Here is a 14,740-nt window from a genome sequence, read left to right on the forward strand (position 1 = left end):
GGTGTCGGCGAGGTCGAGATCGCCGTCGCCGAGTACATCGATTGGTTCAATCACCGCCGTTTGCACGGCGAGATCGGCCACGTCCCACCCGTCGAGTACGAGGCCGCCTACTGGTCGACCTACACGGTCACCAGCTACCATGAGAACCCGGTCCCGGCATCCGCTGGAACCAACTAACCGAGCCTCCAGCAAACCCGGGGCGATTCAGTGAGGTCGTTGCAGTACTGGTAGGGCCGGCGGTGGTTGAACCAGTCGACCCATTCCGCGGTGGCGATCTCGAGGTCGTCGAGGCCCTTCCACGGCCGGCGGGGTTTGATCAGTTCGGTTTTGTAGAGCCCGTTGATGGATTCGGCCAGGGCGTTGTCGTATGAGGAGCCCACAGCCCCGGTGGAGGGCCTGATGCCGGCGGCGTCGAGGCGTTCGGAATGGGCCACCGACATGTACTGCACTCCGTGGTCGTGGTGGGCGATCAGACTTGTGAGGTCACTGCCTTCGCGGCGGCGGGTCCAGATCGCCTGTTCGACCGCGTCGACGACGAGTTGGCTGGTCATCGACGTCGAGACCGACCAGCCGACGATCCGACGGGCGTAGGCGTCGATGACGAATGCGGTGTAGCACCAGCCTGACCACGTCGAGACGTAGACATCCCACGCCAGTCAGATGTCAAGCGGAAGTTGGCGGATTCGTTCTTCCAGGTGCGGTCAATGCTGCGGTGGCCGGGGCGGCGGCGCGTGGCCATGCTGCGGTGTCGTCCCAGTACTGGTTGTGGTGTAGGCACCACCAGAGGCGGCCGATGAGTTTGTTGGCCAAGGCACGCAGTGCGGCGTTGTGGTGGTCTCCGGCCGCGCGTCGACCGTCGTAGAAGTCGCGGGCCGGCTTCGACCAGCTCAGCGCGGCGAACGCCCACCAGTGGCACGCGTCAGCGAGGCGCTTATCACGAATCTTTCGCGCTTTGACGTAGTGCGAACGTCCTGACGCGATCGTCACCGGTGCGGTTCCGGCGAAGGATCGTAAACCACTGGGTGAGGTGAAACGATTCGGGTCATCACCGATCTCGGCGAGTAGTCGGGCACCGAGGATGTCACCGATACCTGGGACCGAAGCAAAGATCGGTGCTTGGGGGTGCTCGCTGAAAGCAGCGGTCAGCTCACGTTCGAGGACGGTGACGGCATCGAGCATGGCGGTGATGATGGCGACCAGACTGCCCACTGCGTGGCCCAATGCTGTCGCGACGGCGGCAGGCTGAGCGAGTCCGGGGGCGCGTAGATCGGTCCAGATCTGTTCGACCAAGCCGGGATCGTTGCGTCGCCCTGCCCGTTTGAGTGCAGCAGTGATCCGTGGTCGAGTGAGCTTCGCGGCGGTGGTCGGGGTAGGAGCCAGTGTGAGAATCTCCATCGCCGCACGATGCTTGAGCTTCGGAAATGCTTGCAAAGCTTGCGGATAGAACTCGAGAAGTACTGACCGCAACCGGCTGATCGTCTGGTTCTGCGCCCAGATCGCTTCCTGATGCTGACGTGCGAGCGCCTTGATCACCTGCTGCTGTTCACTGTTAGTTGGCAACGGGCGGTGCTGATGGCGGTCGGTGCGCACGATGTCGGCGAGTACCGCAGCATCTCGAGCATCGGACTTGCTGCCGGACTGACCGTGCCGTTCCCGGTAGCGAGCAACGGCTCGCGGGTTGATCGGATACACGGTGAACCCGGCACCCGCCAATGCCACTACCAATAAGTTCTTGTCGGTCTCGATGGCGACGGGCACGTCGGCGGGGCTACCCCCGTGTTCGGCTACCAGCGCGAGCATCTCGGTAAATCCTTTGGGTTCGTGTTTAATTCGTTTGCGACCGACGACCACTCCATTCTCGTTCATGAGTGCCACGTCGTGGTGGTCCTCGGCCCAGTCGATACCGCAGGTAATCATTCGTTGCCCACTTTCACCAGTCACCTCCAAGCGGGCTTTCCGCCTGGAGAATGTGCGAGCTCGAAGGGCGGGCGGCGACCTAATGGCAGCACTCGTCGGTGCGGCATCTCACAAGCCGAACACGCGTCTTCGTGGCGGACTGGTGGGGTCGCCGTCTACGTTGAGATCTCAGTCATCCCGTGAATCAACTGTTAGTGATCATTCCCGCCAGCAGCTCATGTCAACGATGCGTCCCGATCGGTAAAATCTCAGTGACCACCCACCAGTCGCCGTGTCATCCCCAGCGCGTGCGCGTGGCTCTGACTCTCCCATTAGGTGAAGTCCGCAACCCAGAGCAAATCCGGCGCGAGCGGTGTGAATCGGCGTCCGACCAGATCTGATGGTTTCGGCGATGACGGGTCGCTGATCGTGGTGCGTTTAACCTTGCCGCGGACCGCCCCCGCCAGACCGAGCTCGCGCATCAATCGTTCGACGGTGCACCGTGCGATCGGCGCTTCCCCCTGTGAGCGTTGACGATTCAACGTCAGCCAGACCTTCCTAGCTCCATAGACGCCGTAGTTCGCGGCGTGCACCGCGGAGATCCTCGGCTTCAGGTCCTCATCGCGGACCTCACGGGAGGTGGGCTGGCGTGATCGGTGTTCGTAGTAGGTCGCGGGGGCGATCTTTGTGCCCAGCTCGGTGAGCTGGTTGCAGATCGACTCGACACCCCACCGCAGACCGTCATCACCGTCGCGGGCGCCAGCATGCTCGTCGATGTACCGCGCGATCAACGCTGTGGCCGGTCGAGTTCGGCCGCGAAGAAAGCCGACGCCGACTTCAGAATTGCGTTGGCCCGCTTAAGTTCTGCGTTCTCACGCTTCAACCGTCGCAGCTCCGCTGACTCCTCCGACGTCATCCCCGGACGATCACCTGCATCGACCTGCGCCTGCCGGCACCACTTGCGGACCGTCTCCACTGTCCCGATCCCGAGCAGCTCGGCGACCTTAGTCATCGCCGCCCACTCCGAATCGTGCTCTGACTGGATCTCGGCGACCATCCGCACCGCCCGCTCACGCAGCTCGGTCGGATACCTCTTCGACGTACTCCCTGACATGACTCCATCCTTCCCAAGGAACGGAGTCTCCGGACTCGCCGGGGCGATTCATCCCACAACGACTGGACCACTCAGGAGGGCTCACCTCACTCCGATCCGCGAGTGGGGGACCCCTGGAACTCTTTGCACACCTGTGTGACTTCTGTTCACCACAGGAGCTTGCGTTCACCACCACAGTTCCAGGGGAACTCTTCACTGAAGTTACGAAATGCGTTGCAATGCTACACATCAACCCTGTGAGCATCGTTTAGTGCGACAGGTCGGTGTCGATCGTCGACGCCAAGTGATGTTGAATATCGCGAAGACTCATTCCGCCGGCGTATAGCGAGACGATGATGTCATCAAGACCGCCGAGCCGACGCGCCCCCTTCGGGACCACGCGGTCGTGAAGGTTCCATCTCGGTCGCGTGGCGCGTTCAACTCAAGCTGGCCGACCTCGGGCCGTACCGTCTCGGACTCGCCCCGTTGAGGTCACCTCGGCCCATCACCATTGATTTCGTAAGAACTCCACGGAGAACAGCGCGGGTTCGCATCCGACGATGAGCAGCACACCAACCGCGACACTCGGATCCGAACCCACCCAGCCCCCGGCGAACAGCCGGCAGGCCGTGAACTACTGGCAGGCAGCCAGCACAAGCTCCTGAACCCGAGCCGGATCTGCCTGCCCACGAGTCGCTTTCATGACATCGCCGACGATCTTGCCGGCCGCCTTGACCTTGCCACCGCGGATCTTCTCCACGATGTCGGGGTTGTTGGCGAGCGCTTCATCGATGGCCTTCTGCAAGGCGGAGTCGTCGCGCACGACCTCGAGGCCACGATCGGCGACGATCTGCTCGGGCTCACCCTCACCGTCGAGGACGGCGACAACGACCTGCTGTGCCAGCTTGTTGGTGAGTTTGCCGGCGTCGACGAGACCGATGACCGTGGCAACCTGTGTCGGCGAAATCGGCAAATCGGCGAGCTCGATCTCACGGGAATTCGCCTGCTGCGCCAGGAACGACACCCACCAACCACGAGCCGCCTCGGGCGCTGCGCCCGCGTCGACGGTCGCGATGATCAGGTCGACGGCACCCACGTTGACCAGGTCACGCATCACCTCGTCGGAGACACCCCACTCCTCCTGGATGCGCGCACGACGCACCCACGGCAACTCGGGCAACGTCGCCCGGATCTCCTCGATCCACGCCGGATCCGGCTGCACCGGAGGCAAATCCGGCTCCGGGAAGTAGCGATAATCCTCGGCGGTCTCCTTGCGACGGCCGGGAGAGGTGGTCCCATCGGTCTCGTGATAGTGCCGGGTCTCCTGGATGATCTCGCCACCCGCCGCCAAAATGGCTGCCTGGCGCCGCATCTCGTAGGTGACCGCAACCTCGACACTCTTCAGCGAGTTCACGTTCTTGGTCTCGGTGCGTGTGCCGAATTCGCTTGCGCCCTTGGGCATCAGCGACACGTTGGCGTCACAACGCAGTGAACCCTGATCCATCCGGACGTCGGAGACGTCGAGCGCCTTGAGCAGATCCCGCAGCGCAGTCACATAGGCGCGCGCCACCTCCGGTGCCCGCTCCCCCGCACCGACGATCGGCTTGGTGACGATCTCCACCAGCGGGACACCGGCGCGGTTGTAGTCGAGCAGTGAGTGATCGGCGCCATGGATTCGTCCGGCACCGCCGATGTGCAGCGACTTTCCGGTGTCCTCCTCCATGTGCGCGCGCTCGATGTCGACGCGCCACGTCGTTCCGTCGGAGAGCACCACGTCGAGGTAGCCGTCATAGGACGTCGGCTCGTCGTACTGGCTGATCTGGTAGTTCTTCGGCTGATCGGGATAGAAGTAGTTCTTCCGTGCGAACACACTCGACGGCCGGATCGAGCAGTTCAACGCCAGTCCGATGCGGATGGCGTATTCGATGGCCTTAGCGTTGGCCACCGGCAGCGAGCCGGGCAGTCCGATGCACACCGGGCAAACCTGGGTGTTGGGGTCGGCACCGAAGGCGGTCGGGCAGCCGCAGAACATCTTGGTCGCGGTACCCAGTTCGACGTGGACTTCCAGGCCCATCACCGGATCGAACTCGGCGATGACCTGGTCGTAATCCATCAAGTCGGCAGCTGCGGCAGTCATGGCCACCAGTTTATGCGGCGCCGAACCTCCACGACGCGACGGGTGAGAACACCCCGGACCCCGCTCGGGAAATCTCCGGGTGCGGGTTACGGGTCATCCCCGATGCGGTACTGCCCCACGGTTCCTACCGTGGAAATCACCTGATCATCGACTACTAGGGAGCGCCCGATGGCCACCGACTATTCACCCACCCCGCTGTCGCAACCGACGCCGGAGCGACGCCTCACCCGTTCACGCAGCGACGCCTGGATCGGCGGCGTTTGCGGTGGAATCGCCCAACGCTACGGCTGGGATCCCACATTGATCCGAGTCCTGTTCGTCGCGTCGATTCTGCTCCCCGGCCCGCAGGTGCTCCTCTACCTGCTGCTGTGGATCGTCATCCCCCGCGACCCCGCCTGAGGCCGACAGCAACCCCGAGGTGCACCGGTCACCCGAAGATGACGCGGATCTCCTGATACTGATCCAACGGCACCGTCTTCGGGTTGGCCAACGCCTGATCGAAGGTGATGCGGGCGATCTCGGTGCCGTGCAACGCCACCATGTGACCCCACTCCTTGTCGGCGACGAGGTCGGACACCGCCATCCCCAGCCGCGTCGCGAGCACCCGGTCGAACGCCGTCGGCGTACCACCGCGCTGGATATGTCCCAACACGGTGGCCCGGGTCTCGATGCCGGTGCGTTCCTCGATCATCGGGGCCAGCACCTCGGCAATTCCGCCCAGCCGGGGACGGTTGAAGCCGTCGAGGCCCTTGGTCGAGTGCGCGGAGTCCATGTCCGGAAGCTTGAATCCCTCGGCCACCACCACCATCGGTGACCGGCCACGATTCTTGACACTGGTCACCCACGCACAGATCTGATTGATGCTCTCCGGCTGTTCCGGGATGAGTATCGCGTGCGCACCACCGGCGATGCCGGAGTTGAGTGCGATCCAGCCGGCGTGACGGCCCATCACCTCGAGCACCATGCACCGCTTGTGCGAGTTGCCGGTCGTGCGCAGCCGGTCGATGGCCTCGGTCGAGATCTCGACGGCCGTGTTGAAACCGAAGGTGTAATCGGTGGCGTTGATGTCGTTGTCGATGGTCTTGGGGACGCCGACGATGTTGATGCCGTCCTCGTACAAACGCTTCGCCGCCGACGCGGTGCCCTCACCACCGATGGCGATCACCCCGTCGATGCCGAGGTTCTTGAGCACCTTCTTGATGTTCTCCGGACCACCGTCGGGCTCGGAGTACGGCCCGAAACGGCTGGTCCCCAGGATCGTGCCACCCTGATTCGACAGGCCACGGACCACGCTGCGGTCGAGGTCGATGATGTCGCCGTAGACCAGTCCGTACCAGCCGTCGCGGAATCCGACAAACTCCTGGCCGTAGACGGTTTCCCCCTTGAGGACGGCTCCACGGATCACCGCGTTGAGTCCCGGGCAATCGCCGCCGGACGTGAGTATCCCGAATCGCTTGGCCATTCCGCTGAGTGCCTCCTGCCGCGTCTGATTCCGCGAACGGTTGTCCCGTCCCCGAACAGCACTCAATCTAGTGCGCTGGGAGCACTCGTGCCGGACGTGTGATGGCCCGCCTGAGCGTCGAACACTTCACTTGAGACCGTTCTCATAGGCAAACACGACCGCTTGCGCACGATCACGCAATGACAACTTGGCCAGCACACTGCTCACATGTGTCTTCACCGTCTGCTCTGCGACGAAGAGTTCGGTGGCGATCTCGTGATTGGACTTCCCGTCGGCGACAAGGTCGAGAACCTCACGTTCGCGGGGCGTCAGGATGTCGGCAGCATCGGATCGAGGGCGACGGGGACGCTGGTCGGTGATCTCGCGGATCAACCGCCGCGTGATCGACGGGGCGAGCAACGCCTCACCTGCGGCGACCACCCGCACCGCACGGACCAACTCGTCTGCGGGAGCATCCTTCAGCAGGAATCCGGAAGCACCGACCCGCAGGGCCTCGTACACGTAGTCATCGATGTCGAAGGTCGTGAGCATCAACACCTTGGTCCGGCCGGAAGCCCCGTCGGCGGGGTGCGCAGCCGTCGACGCGCCCGATCCGAGTGACGCGCCCGATCCGAGAATCTGGGCGGCCGCCCAGATTCCGTCCTTGCGCGGCATCCGCACATCCATGAGCACGACGTCGGGTTTCACCCGTCGACACACCTCGACAGCCGCCACTCCGTCGGCGGCATCGCCAAGAACCGAGATGTCCGGTTGCGCGGCAAGTAACGCCGAGAAGCCTTGACGCACCATTGCCTGGTCATCGGCGACGACAAGCGTAATCGGCACGGCCGCAACGCTACCCTGACACCGCGGCGAACCGGCCCGATGCCTCGACGACACCGCGGCCGGCAATGGCAGGAATGTGTGCACGCACGACGAAACCGCCATCGCGGGTGGGATGAGCGGTCAACCATCCACCGACTGCCCGTGCCCTATCGCTCATCCCGGTAATCCCGACACCCGCACCGCCGAGTTCGAGCGGTGCGTCGGTACCAGCCGCGTTCACCACCGTCACCTCGGCACCGTCGTCGGCGGGCACCAGGGTCACCGCGATCGTGGCACCGGGTGCGTGTCGTGTCGCATTGGCAAGGGATTCCTGCACGATGCGGTAGATGACCAGCGCCGATGACTCCGCGAACTCCGCATGATCAAGCGTGTCGGACACCGTCACCGACGCCCCCGCCAGCCGCGTGTGGTCGAGCAGCGAATCGATGTCGGCGAGACCTGGATTGGGCGCTGCACTGGCCTGTGTCCCGTCGAGACGCAGGACACCGAGGAGCTGCCGGACCTCGTCGAGCGAGTTTCGGGCCGCCGACGCGATGGCGTCGAACTCGGCAGCGGCGGCATCGCCGACATCGGGAATGCGGTAACGCGCAGTCTGTGCCATCACCACCACCATTGACATCCGGTGTGCCACAACATCGTGCAGATCTCGGGCAATGCGGGCCCGCTCTTCGAGGACCGCGGTCACCGATTCAGCCGCCTTGGTCTCCTCGGCACTGGCCGCCAGTTGCCTGCGGGAGCTGAGCAATCCTCTGAGCAAGGCCACGACCACCGCCATCGATGTCACGCCGAACACCCACCCCACTCGGACGGTGGGAGGGGCTGCAAGTGCGAACGCTGCTGCCGACACCAACCACACCGGGGCGAGATACCGCAACGGACACCGCAGATACGCCACGAACGTCAGCACCAGCAGCGCAATGATCTGGGTGACCTGAATCGTCCACGGCCAGCCATTGGCGGTGGGCACCAGAAATCCGATCAGCTGCGCGGCAATCACACAGACCGCCCACCCCAACAGAGGCGCCGCCCATGCAAGGGCCAGCGGCAGCGTCGCCACCGCCGCCGTCACCGGCAACGCATACGACGGAAGGTCATGCGTCTCCGGAAGCGTCGGCCATGCCACGGTGAACAACACCACCGCAAAGATCAGGAAGAACCAGTTGACCGGCGACCGTAGATAGGCACGGACATCGGGATGTTGTACCACCGGCAGACCCCGGATCTCCGTGGCGGCCGCGCTGCCGATCTGACGAACTACGCGCAAGAACATGTCACTCACCTCCCGCTCCACGCTAGAGGGTGCGGACCTCCATGTCGTCATACTGCAGAGGGAGATGCGGGTGATACCGGGTGGCTACCTCGCACGTCACACCCCGCTCCGACGTCGCGAGACACAACCACCACTGCGACCGATGTGTGCAGGCGTGCGCGATTCCTAGCGTCGAGAACCATGACCTTGCTGCATGACGATGACCCGAACGCGTCCTTGGCACCGCACCCGCCGACCCAACACCGACCGACACCGCATCGACCGGTCCGCCACCGGCACCGGGTTATCCGAATCATCTTCTGCAGCTTGTGCTTACTTGCAGTCGCTCTCATCCACACCGCCATTCACGTGCCCACAGCAGCGGCCGGCGGACAGTTGGCCGATATGTCGACCGCGCGCAGTTCCCCGGCCGCCACGTCGGCGGTCGACGCCCTGGTCGGCCCTGACCCTGCCCAGACCCTGCGGTACCTACCTCCGAATTTCGCACGAGTGATCGGCTACCGACCGCTCTTGACGGACGGATACCCGGTCAACCCGACCGGCCGGTGCTCCTCACCGGTACCCTTACCGCAGAGGTTCGAACCACTTTGCAAGACACACGATTTCGGCTATGACCTACTCCGCTACAGCGCGCGGACCGGTGCGCCGTTGCAGCCGTGGGCCCGGCTCGCCATCGATCGCATGCTGATCGATCGCATGCGCGCCAGCTGCACCGGCAATCCTTGTGCCGCCGCCGCGGAGGCCAGCCGAATCGGATTGGCCGTCAACACCTGGCGCCAGAACGGCGAAGCCCCGGCATCACGAGAATCGTTGTCGCACATCGTGATGACGACGATGTGGAAGATTGTCGACGGAAACCTTGGAGTCATCGGCGGCGAACGATGATTGCCGTGCGGACCTCGCGTGCCATCGAGGCACCGCATGCCTGTATCCCGATCTCAGCAGCAATCGGTCTGATGATCGCACTGTGGCCCGGCTCGCTGCCTCGCTCCACCGGCTCCTCGGCAGCTGTCGTCGCCGGATGCGTAGGAGTCGCCACGATCGCGGCACGCCTGTGCACGTGCCGACGGACCGCGGACTCGTCGCCACGCCGACGCCTGATACTGGTGGCCGCCACTCTCGCCGCGGCCTCCACCGTCAGCGCCAATGTCGCGTGGCAGAACACCATTCGCGCAGATCTCGGTGTCGCGTCGATTGGCGCGAGGTACTGGTGGGTGATGTTCGGGACCGCCGTGGTCACATTCGTGATCACAGTGTGGACATCACATCGCGCTGTCGCCATCGCAGGCCTGCTGACCGCCCTCGTCGCAGGCTCCCTCGCCCCACCCGCCCCGACGGAAGCCGCCACTGGTACCGGCCGGGAACCGACTCGCATCGACGCAGCGGCGGCCGCGCTCACCCGAGGGTGGGTCCGCAGTGGCGGGCTCGACAGCACCGCAGTGGTGATCGCGATACCGACCGGCTCCGGCTGGGTCGACCCTCAGGCCATCGCCGAGATTCGGGATCAGTTCGGTGGCAGCGAGATTCGTCCCGAAAGCCGGCTCCTGCCCGCTAGCCAGTCTTCCCCGGGCGGCCGGCACGCCGGTGTCGCGATCCTCAGCCTGCCATATGCGAATGCCTCGTCGTGGCGGGTGTTCCTCACCGACCCTGATGCGGCCGCGCGCAGCGCGATCGCACTGTTGCGTCACGTGCTCGACGCGCGTGATCGCCGACCCGGTGGTGCGCGTCTGCCCCGCGTGTATCTCTACGGGCAGAGCCTCGGTGCCCTGGGGGCGGATCGCGCCCGGGCATGGGCCGAGCGCACCCACCCAGGTGCGGTGAGTGCGACCATGCTGGCCGGGGTACCGGCAGACAGTATCGACACCACTCACCCGTCCTCGCCGCGCACCATCGTGGCCAACGACTCAGACCCGGTCACCCACTGGTCAGTACAGGCACTGTGGCGTCGGCCGGCGGCACCGGACGGAACCCGACGCGTGGGCAGACCGGCGCACACACCACCCTGGCTGCCCATCGCCTCATTCATCCAGGCGTCCGTGGACCTGCCGGCGTCTCTCGACGGGCCCGTCGGAACCGGACACCGTTATGGACGCGAGCAGATTCAGCCGATCGGGCCGCGCGCCGCCTCGTAGGCCGCGCCCACCCGGTACAGCCGGTCGTCGGCCAGGGCCGGAGCCATGATCTGCAAACCGACGGGCAGTCCGTCGTCCGCGGACAGGCCCGACGGCACCGACATCGCAGCCACCCCGGCGAGGTTGACCGGCAGCGTGCACAGGTCGAACAGGTACATCGCCAGCGGATCGTCGACCTTCTCCCCGATCGGGAAGGCGGTGGTCGGCGTGGTCGGCGAGACCAGCACGTCGACGGATTCGAATGCCGCGGTGAAGTCGCGGGCAATCAGCGTGCGCACCTTCTGCGCCTGACCGTAGTAGGCGTCGTAATAGCCCGCCGACAACGCGTAGGTGCCGATCATGATGCGGCGCTTGACCTCTGGTCCGAATCCGGCTTCCCGGGTCAGTGCCATGACCTCTTCGGCGCTGTGGTGCCCGTCGTCGCCGACGCGCAATCCGTACCGCATGGCGTCGAAGCGTGCGAGGTTCGACGACACCTCGCTGGGCAGAATCAGGTAGTAGGCACCCAGCGCGTAGGTGAAGTTCGGGCACGACACCTCGACAACCTCGGCGCCCCGCGCGGTCAACTCCGCGACGGCCTTCTCGAAGGAGCCCAAGACCCCCGCCTGATAGCCCTCACCCTGCAACTCGCGGACCACACCGACCCGCACGCCGGTGAGATCGCCTGCGGCGCCGGCCCGTGCGGCGCCGACCACGTCCGGGACCGGAACATCGATGGAGGTGGAGTCGCGCGGATCGTGGCCGGCGATCACCTCGTGCAACAACGCGGTGTCAAGGACGGTGCGACCACACGGACCGCCCTGATCCAGCGACGACGCACAGGCGACCAGTCCGTACCGCGAGACGGTGCCGTAGGTGGGTTTGACGCCGACGGTCGCGGTGACCGCGGCCGGTTGCCGGATCGAGCCACCGGTGTCGGTGCCGATCGCCAGCGGCGCCTGATACGACGCGAGCGCCGCGGCGCTGCCGCCGCCGGATCCGCCGGGAATCCTGGTGGTATCCCATGGATTTCGGGTCACCTGATAGGCGGAGTTCTCGGTGGAGCTTCCCATCGCGAACTCGTCCATGTTGGTCTTGCCGAGGATCGGGATGCCCGCGGCGCGCAGCCGGGCGGTGACCGCGGCGTCATATGGCGGCACCCAGCCTTCGAGGATCTTCGATCCGCAGGTGGTGGGTGCATCGGTGGTGGTGAAGACGTCCTTGAGTGCGATCGGCACACCGGCCAGCGCCGACGGCGCCTCCCCGGCGGCGATCGCGTCGTCGGCGGCCTTGGCGGCGACCAACGCCTCCGCGCCACTGACGTGCAGGAATGCACCGAGTTGATCGTCGATCTCGGCGATGCGGTCGAGGTGCGCCTGGGTGACCTCCACCGAGGAGACCTCACCGGCGGCGATCTTCGCGGCGAGGTCGGCGGCGGACAGACCGGTGATCTCGTTCGCGGTGCGGGTGGCGGATTCGGTACTCACTGCTCTTCCCCCAGGATCTGCGGAACGGCGAAACGGTCCTGCTCGACGGCCGGCGCACCCGCGAGCGCCTGCTCGGTGGTCAGGCCGGGCACCACCTCGTCGGCGCGCAGCACGTTGGCCAGCTTGGCCGGGTGGGCGGTCGGTGGGACATCGTCGGCAGCGACCTCGGACACCTGGGCGACATGCGCCAGGATCGAATCGAGCTGAGCGGCGTAGACGTCGAGTTCCTCGTCGTCGAGTGCCAGTCGCGACAGCCGCGCGAGATGGGCGACCTCCTCGCGGGTGATCGCGGACTCTGACTGCCCTGACATGTCGATCGTGTCCTTTCTGACCTGGCACTCGAAGACGAGGGCGCACCTCATCCGCTCCTCAGCGCAGTGCCGACAACGCCATCAAGCCTAGACGCCGCCGCCGACGGCGGGCCCGGCACGGTCAGTGCAGCCACCTGGAGAGGCGGGCGGTGATCCACGGCAACACCAGGTACACCATCAGCGGCGTGTTGATGAGGGTGCCGATCAGCGTTTTCAGGACGATGTGCACGCCGTCGAGGTGGGCGAGCACCAGCACATTGATCAGCAGGGACATCGGGAAGAACCCGAGCCAGATGGTGATGGCCTGCTTCCAGCGTGGCGGTGGCGCACCGACCACCTTCACCGCATTGGTGAGGTTGTGCTGCGGCTCGAACCACCCTTCGATCCCCGACAGCCGGTGCGTCGCGTATTCGACGGCGACGCCCTCTCCGCGGGACAACCACGCCTTGCGCACCGGCGAAGAATTCCAGTCGTCGAGCGCGTCCTCGTCGGCGAATCGGTAGACGACGTAGTACTCGTCCGGTTTTCTGGTCGACCGCAGCCAACCTCCGCCCAGGAATCCCGGGAAGGTGCGGGCCAACGCGATACCGGCGTCGGTCCAGGTCACGAAGTCGTGTTCGCGCCCGGGCTGGATGCGGCGGGCCACCGACGTCGTGACGTGTGGGGACTCGTCGACCGCGTTCTCGGCTGGATCCGTCATTACCCCATCGTCACGGCTTCACCGGCCGGACGCACGTTCGTTGCCGACAACCGTGAACGGACCGCCTCGACTCTGGTCGACGTGATCGACGTCACCACCGGGCATCCGCCGGCGGTGCACCGCCCCGAGCACGCCACGCCTACCGGTGCGACAATGCTCGTCGTGTCGTACCTCCTACGGGTCTACCTCCAAGACCGCCCGGGCAGCCTGGGTCTGCTCGCCGTGCAACTGGGATCGGTGGGCGCCGACATCCTCTCCCTGGAGGTCGTCGAACGCGGTGAGGGCTATGCGGTCGACGATCTGGTCGTCGAGGTCGCGCCGGGATCACTGCCCGACGCGTTGATCACCGCCGCCGAGAAGGTCAAGGGTGTGCGGGTCGATTCGATTCGGCCGTATTCGGGTGTGTTGGACACCCATCGCGAACTCGAACTGGTCGACAAGGTCGCGACCGCCGGCACGGACCGATTGCAGATCCTGGTCGACAACGCGCCCCGCGTGCTGCGTGTCTCTTGGGCCACCGTCATCACCAGGGCGGCCGGCGGCGTCCTGCAGCTGTTCGGGAGTTCGGGTGCGCCGGAGACCCCGCTGACGACGGCCGACTGGCTGCCGCTGACCACCGCCACGCAACTCGATTCGGAGGCCGAGTGGGTTCCGCAGGCGTGGCAGGACATGGACACGCGGATGGCGGCGGCGCCGCTGGGTGACGGTGCGAAGGCAATCCTGTTGGGCCGCATCGGCGGTCCCGATTTCCGTCCGTCGGAGATCGCGCGGCTCGGCTACCTCGCCGGCATCGTCTCGACGGTTCTGCGCGCAGAAGGTTGAATTACAGAAGGTTGAATTACAGAAGGTTGAATCACAGCGGGTGACCCCGGTGGGTTGAGCACAGCCCCTTGCCCCCGACCAGAACTGCGCCGACAATTGCAGGGTGATCGAGATCGCGTTGGTCCGGGGTGACATCACCGTCGAATCGGTGGATGCCGTGGTCAATGCGGCCAATTCGTCGTTACTCGGTGGTGGCGGCGTCGACGGGGCCATTCACCGTCGGGGTGGTCCGGAGATCCTCGCCGAATGTCGGGATCTGCGCGCCACGCGATTTCCCGATGGCCTGCCCGCCGGGCAGGCCGTGGCCACCACCGCCGGACGCCTTCCTGCACGGTGGGTGATCCACACAGTGGGCCCGGTCTACTCGGCGCACCAGGACCGTTCGGCGATCCTCGCCTCCTGCTACCGCGAAACACTTAGGGTCGCAGACGAACTCGGTGCGACGTCGGTGGCGTTCCCGGCCATCTCCACCGGAATCTACGGGTGGCCGATCGACGACGGAGCCCGGATCGCCGCGGCCACGGTGCGGGCCACCGACACCTCGGTCACACAGGTCCGCTTCGTGTTGTTCGATGATCGCGCGTTCGACGCGTTCAGCGCTGTCGCGAAATGAACAACCACCCGCG

14 protein-coding genes and 3 pseudogenes are annotated in these 14,740 nt (G+C 65.4%); 6 read left to right on the forward strand and 11 right to left on the reverse strand.

What is annotated here, in order from left to right; genetic code table 11:
- Positions 1 to 18: 18 nt before the first annotated feature.
- The gene (locus ACWDPV_RS11080) at positions 19 to 177 is read left to right on the forward strand and encodes an IS3 family transposase (RefSeq protein WP_449743266.1); all 159 of its coding nucleotides are present in this window, start codon (positions 19 to 21) and stop codon (positions 175 to 177) included.
- On the opposite strand, the pseudogene ACWDPV_RS11085 reads toward ACWDPV_RS11080, so the two are convergent.
- The 5 genes and pseudogenes from ACWDPV_RS11085 to gatB all read right to left on the reverse strand — a co-directional run.
- Positions 174 to 641: pseudogene (locus tag ACWDPV_RS11085) on the reverse strand (DDE-type integrase/transposase/recombinase); the annotation flags it as partial. The gene ACWDPV_RS11080 and the pseudogene ACWDPV_RS11085 sit on opposite strands and share 4 nt — an antisense overlap.
- A 22-nt stretch (positions 642 to 663) precedes the next feature.
- Positions 664 to 1,917, reverse strand: coding sequence for an IS110 family transposase (locus tag ACWDPV_RS11090; protein ID WP_449743010.1), 1,254 nt, complete (start codon positions 1,915 to 1,917; stop codon positions 664 to 666).
- A gap of 314 nt (positions 1,918 to 2,231) precedes the next feature.
- Positions 2,232 to 3,010 (reverse strand): annotated as a pseudogene (locus ACWDPV_RS11095) (IS3 family transposase); the annotation flags it as partial.
- Between the two features lie 250 nt (positions 3,011 to 3,260).
- Positions 3,261 to 3,442 (reverse strand): annotated as a pseudogene (locus tag ACWDPV_RS11100) (transposase); the annotation flags it as partial.
- A gap of 181 nt (positions 3,443 to 3,623) precedes the next feature.
- Entirely contained in the window at positions 3,624 to 5,126 is a 1,503-nt protein-coding gene (gatB, locus tag ACWDPV_RS11105; protein ID WP_449743011.1) for an Asp-tRNA(Asn)/Glu-tRNA(Gln) amidotransferase subunit GatB, read from the reverse strand.
- A gap of 168 nt (positions 5,127 to 5,294) precedes the next feature.
- On the opposite strand from gatB, the gene ACWDPV_RS11110 reads away from it, so the two are divergent.
- Positions 5,295 to 5,525, forward strand: a complete 231-nt coding sequence (locus ACWDPV_RS11110) for a PspC domain-containing protein (protein WP_449743012.1) — start codon at positions 5,295 to 5,297, stop codon at positions 5,523 to 5,525.
- A gap of 28 nt (positions 5,526 to 5,553) precedes the next feature.
- On the opposite strand, the gene ACWDPV_RS11115 is transcribed toward ACWDPV_RS11110, so the two are convergent.
- From ACWDPV_RS11115 to ACWDPV_RS11125, 3 genes are all read right to left on the reverse strand, one after another.
- On the reverse strand, positions 5,554 to 6,588 hold the full coding sequence (locus tag ACWDPV_RS11115) for a 6-phosphofructokinase (RefSeq protein WP_348806670.1): 1,035 nt from the start codon (positions 6,586 to 6,588) through the stop codon (positions 5,554 to 5,556).
- A gap of 126 nt (positions 6,589 to 6,714) precedes the next feature.
- A complete protein-coding gene (locus ACWDPV_RS11120; RefSeq protein ID WP_449743013.1) occupies positions 6,715 to 7,413 on the reverse strand; it encodes a LuxR C-terminal-related transcriptional regulator in 699 nt (232 codons plus the stop codon).
- Positions 7,414 to 7,423: 10 nt separating this feature from the next.
- A complete protein-coding gene (locus ACWDPV_RS11125; protein ID WP_449743014.1) occupies positions 7,424 to 8,683 on the reverse strand; it encodes a sensor histidine kinase in 1,260 nt (419 codons plus the stop codon).
- A 348-nt stretch (positions 8,684 to 9,031) separates the two neighbouring features.
- Here ACWDPV_RS11125 and ACWDPV_RS11130 point away from each other — a divergent pair, with 348 nt between their 5' ends.
- Both ACWDPV_RS11130 and ACWDPV_RS11135 read left to right on the forward strand, forming a co-directional pair.
- Positions 9,032 to 9,568: a hypothetical protein gene (locus tag ACWDPV_RS11130; RefSeq protein WP_449743015.1), complete on the forward strand. Its 537-nt coding sequence runs from the start codon at positions 9,032 to 9,034 to the stop codon at positions 9,566 to 9,568.
- Complete coding sequence (locus ACWDPV_RS11135) at positions 9,565 to 10,815, forward strand: alpha/beta-hydrolase family protein (protein WP_449743016.1); 1,251 nt, start codon at positions 9,565 to 9,567, stop codon at positions 10,813 to 10,815. Before ACWDPV_RS11130 ends, ACWDPV_RS11135 begins: the two co-directional genes overlap by 4 nt.
- Here the strand turns inward: ACWDPV_RS11135 and gatA are convergent.
- The 3 genes from gatA to ACWDPV_RS11150 form a co-directional block, all read right to left on the reverse strand.
- Positions 10,785 to 12,281, reverse strand: coding sequence for an Asp-tRNA(Asn)/Glu-tRNA(Gln) amidotransferase subunit GatA (gene gatA, locus ACWDPV_RS11140; protein WP_449743017.1), 1,497 nt, complete (start codon positions 12,279 to 12,281; stop codon positions 10,785 to 10,787). The two genes, ACWDPV_RS11135 and gatA, sit on opposite strands and share 31 nt — an antisense overlap.
- Complete coding sequence (gatC, locus tag ACWDPV_RS11145) at positions 12,278 to 12,592, reverse strand: Asp-tRNA(Asn)/Glu-tRNA(Gln) amidotransferase subunit GatC (protein WP_449743018.1); 315 nt, start codon at positions 12,590 to 12,592, stop codon at positions 12,278 to 12,280. The genes gatA and gatC overlap by 4 nt, the downstream gene beginning before the upstream one ends.
- Before the next feature lie 121 nt (positions 12,593 to 12,713).
- Positions 12,714 to 13,292 carry an antibiotic biosynthesis monooxygenase gene (locus ACWDPV_RS11150; RefSeq protein ID WP_449743019.1) on the reverse strand — a complete coding sequence of 193 codons (579 nt, stop codon included), beginning with the start codon at positions 13,290 to 13,292 and terminating at the stop codon, positions 12,714 to 12,716.
- A 153-nt stretch (positions 13,293 to 13,445) separates the two neighbouring features.
- Here ACWDPV_RS11150 and ACWDPV_RS11155 point away from each other — a divergent pair, with 153 nt between their 5' ends.
- Both ACWDPV_RS11155 and ACWDPV_RS11160 read left to right on the forward strand, forming a co-directional pair.
- Entirely contained in the window at positions 13,446 to 14,114 is a 669-nt protein-coding gene (locus tag ACWDPV_RS11155; protein WP_449743267.1) for an amino acid-binding protein, read from the forward strand.
- A gap of 103 nt (positions 14,115 to 14,217) precedes the next feature.
- Positions 14,218 to 14,727, forward strand: a complete 510-nt coding sequence (locus tag ACWDPV_RS11160) for an O-acetyl-ADP-ribose deacetylase (RefSeq protein ID WP_449743020.1) — start codon at positions 14,218 to 14,220, stop codon at positions 14,725 to 14,727.
- The last annotated feature ends 13 nt before the right edge of the window (positions 14,728 to 14,740 follow it).

The sequence above is a fragment of the Gordonia sp. NPDC003504 genome, from assembly GCF_053587995.1.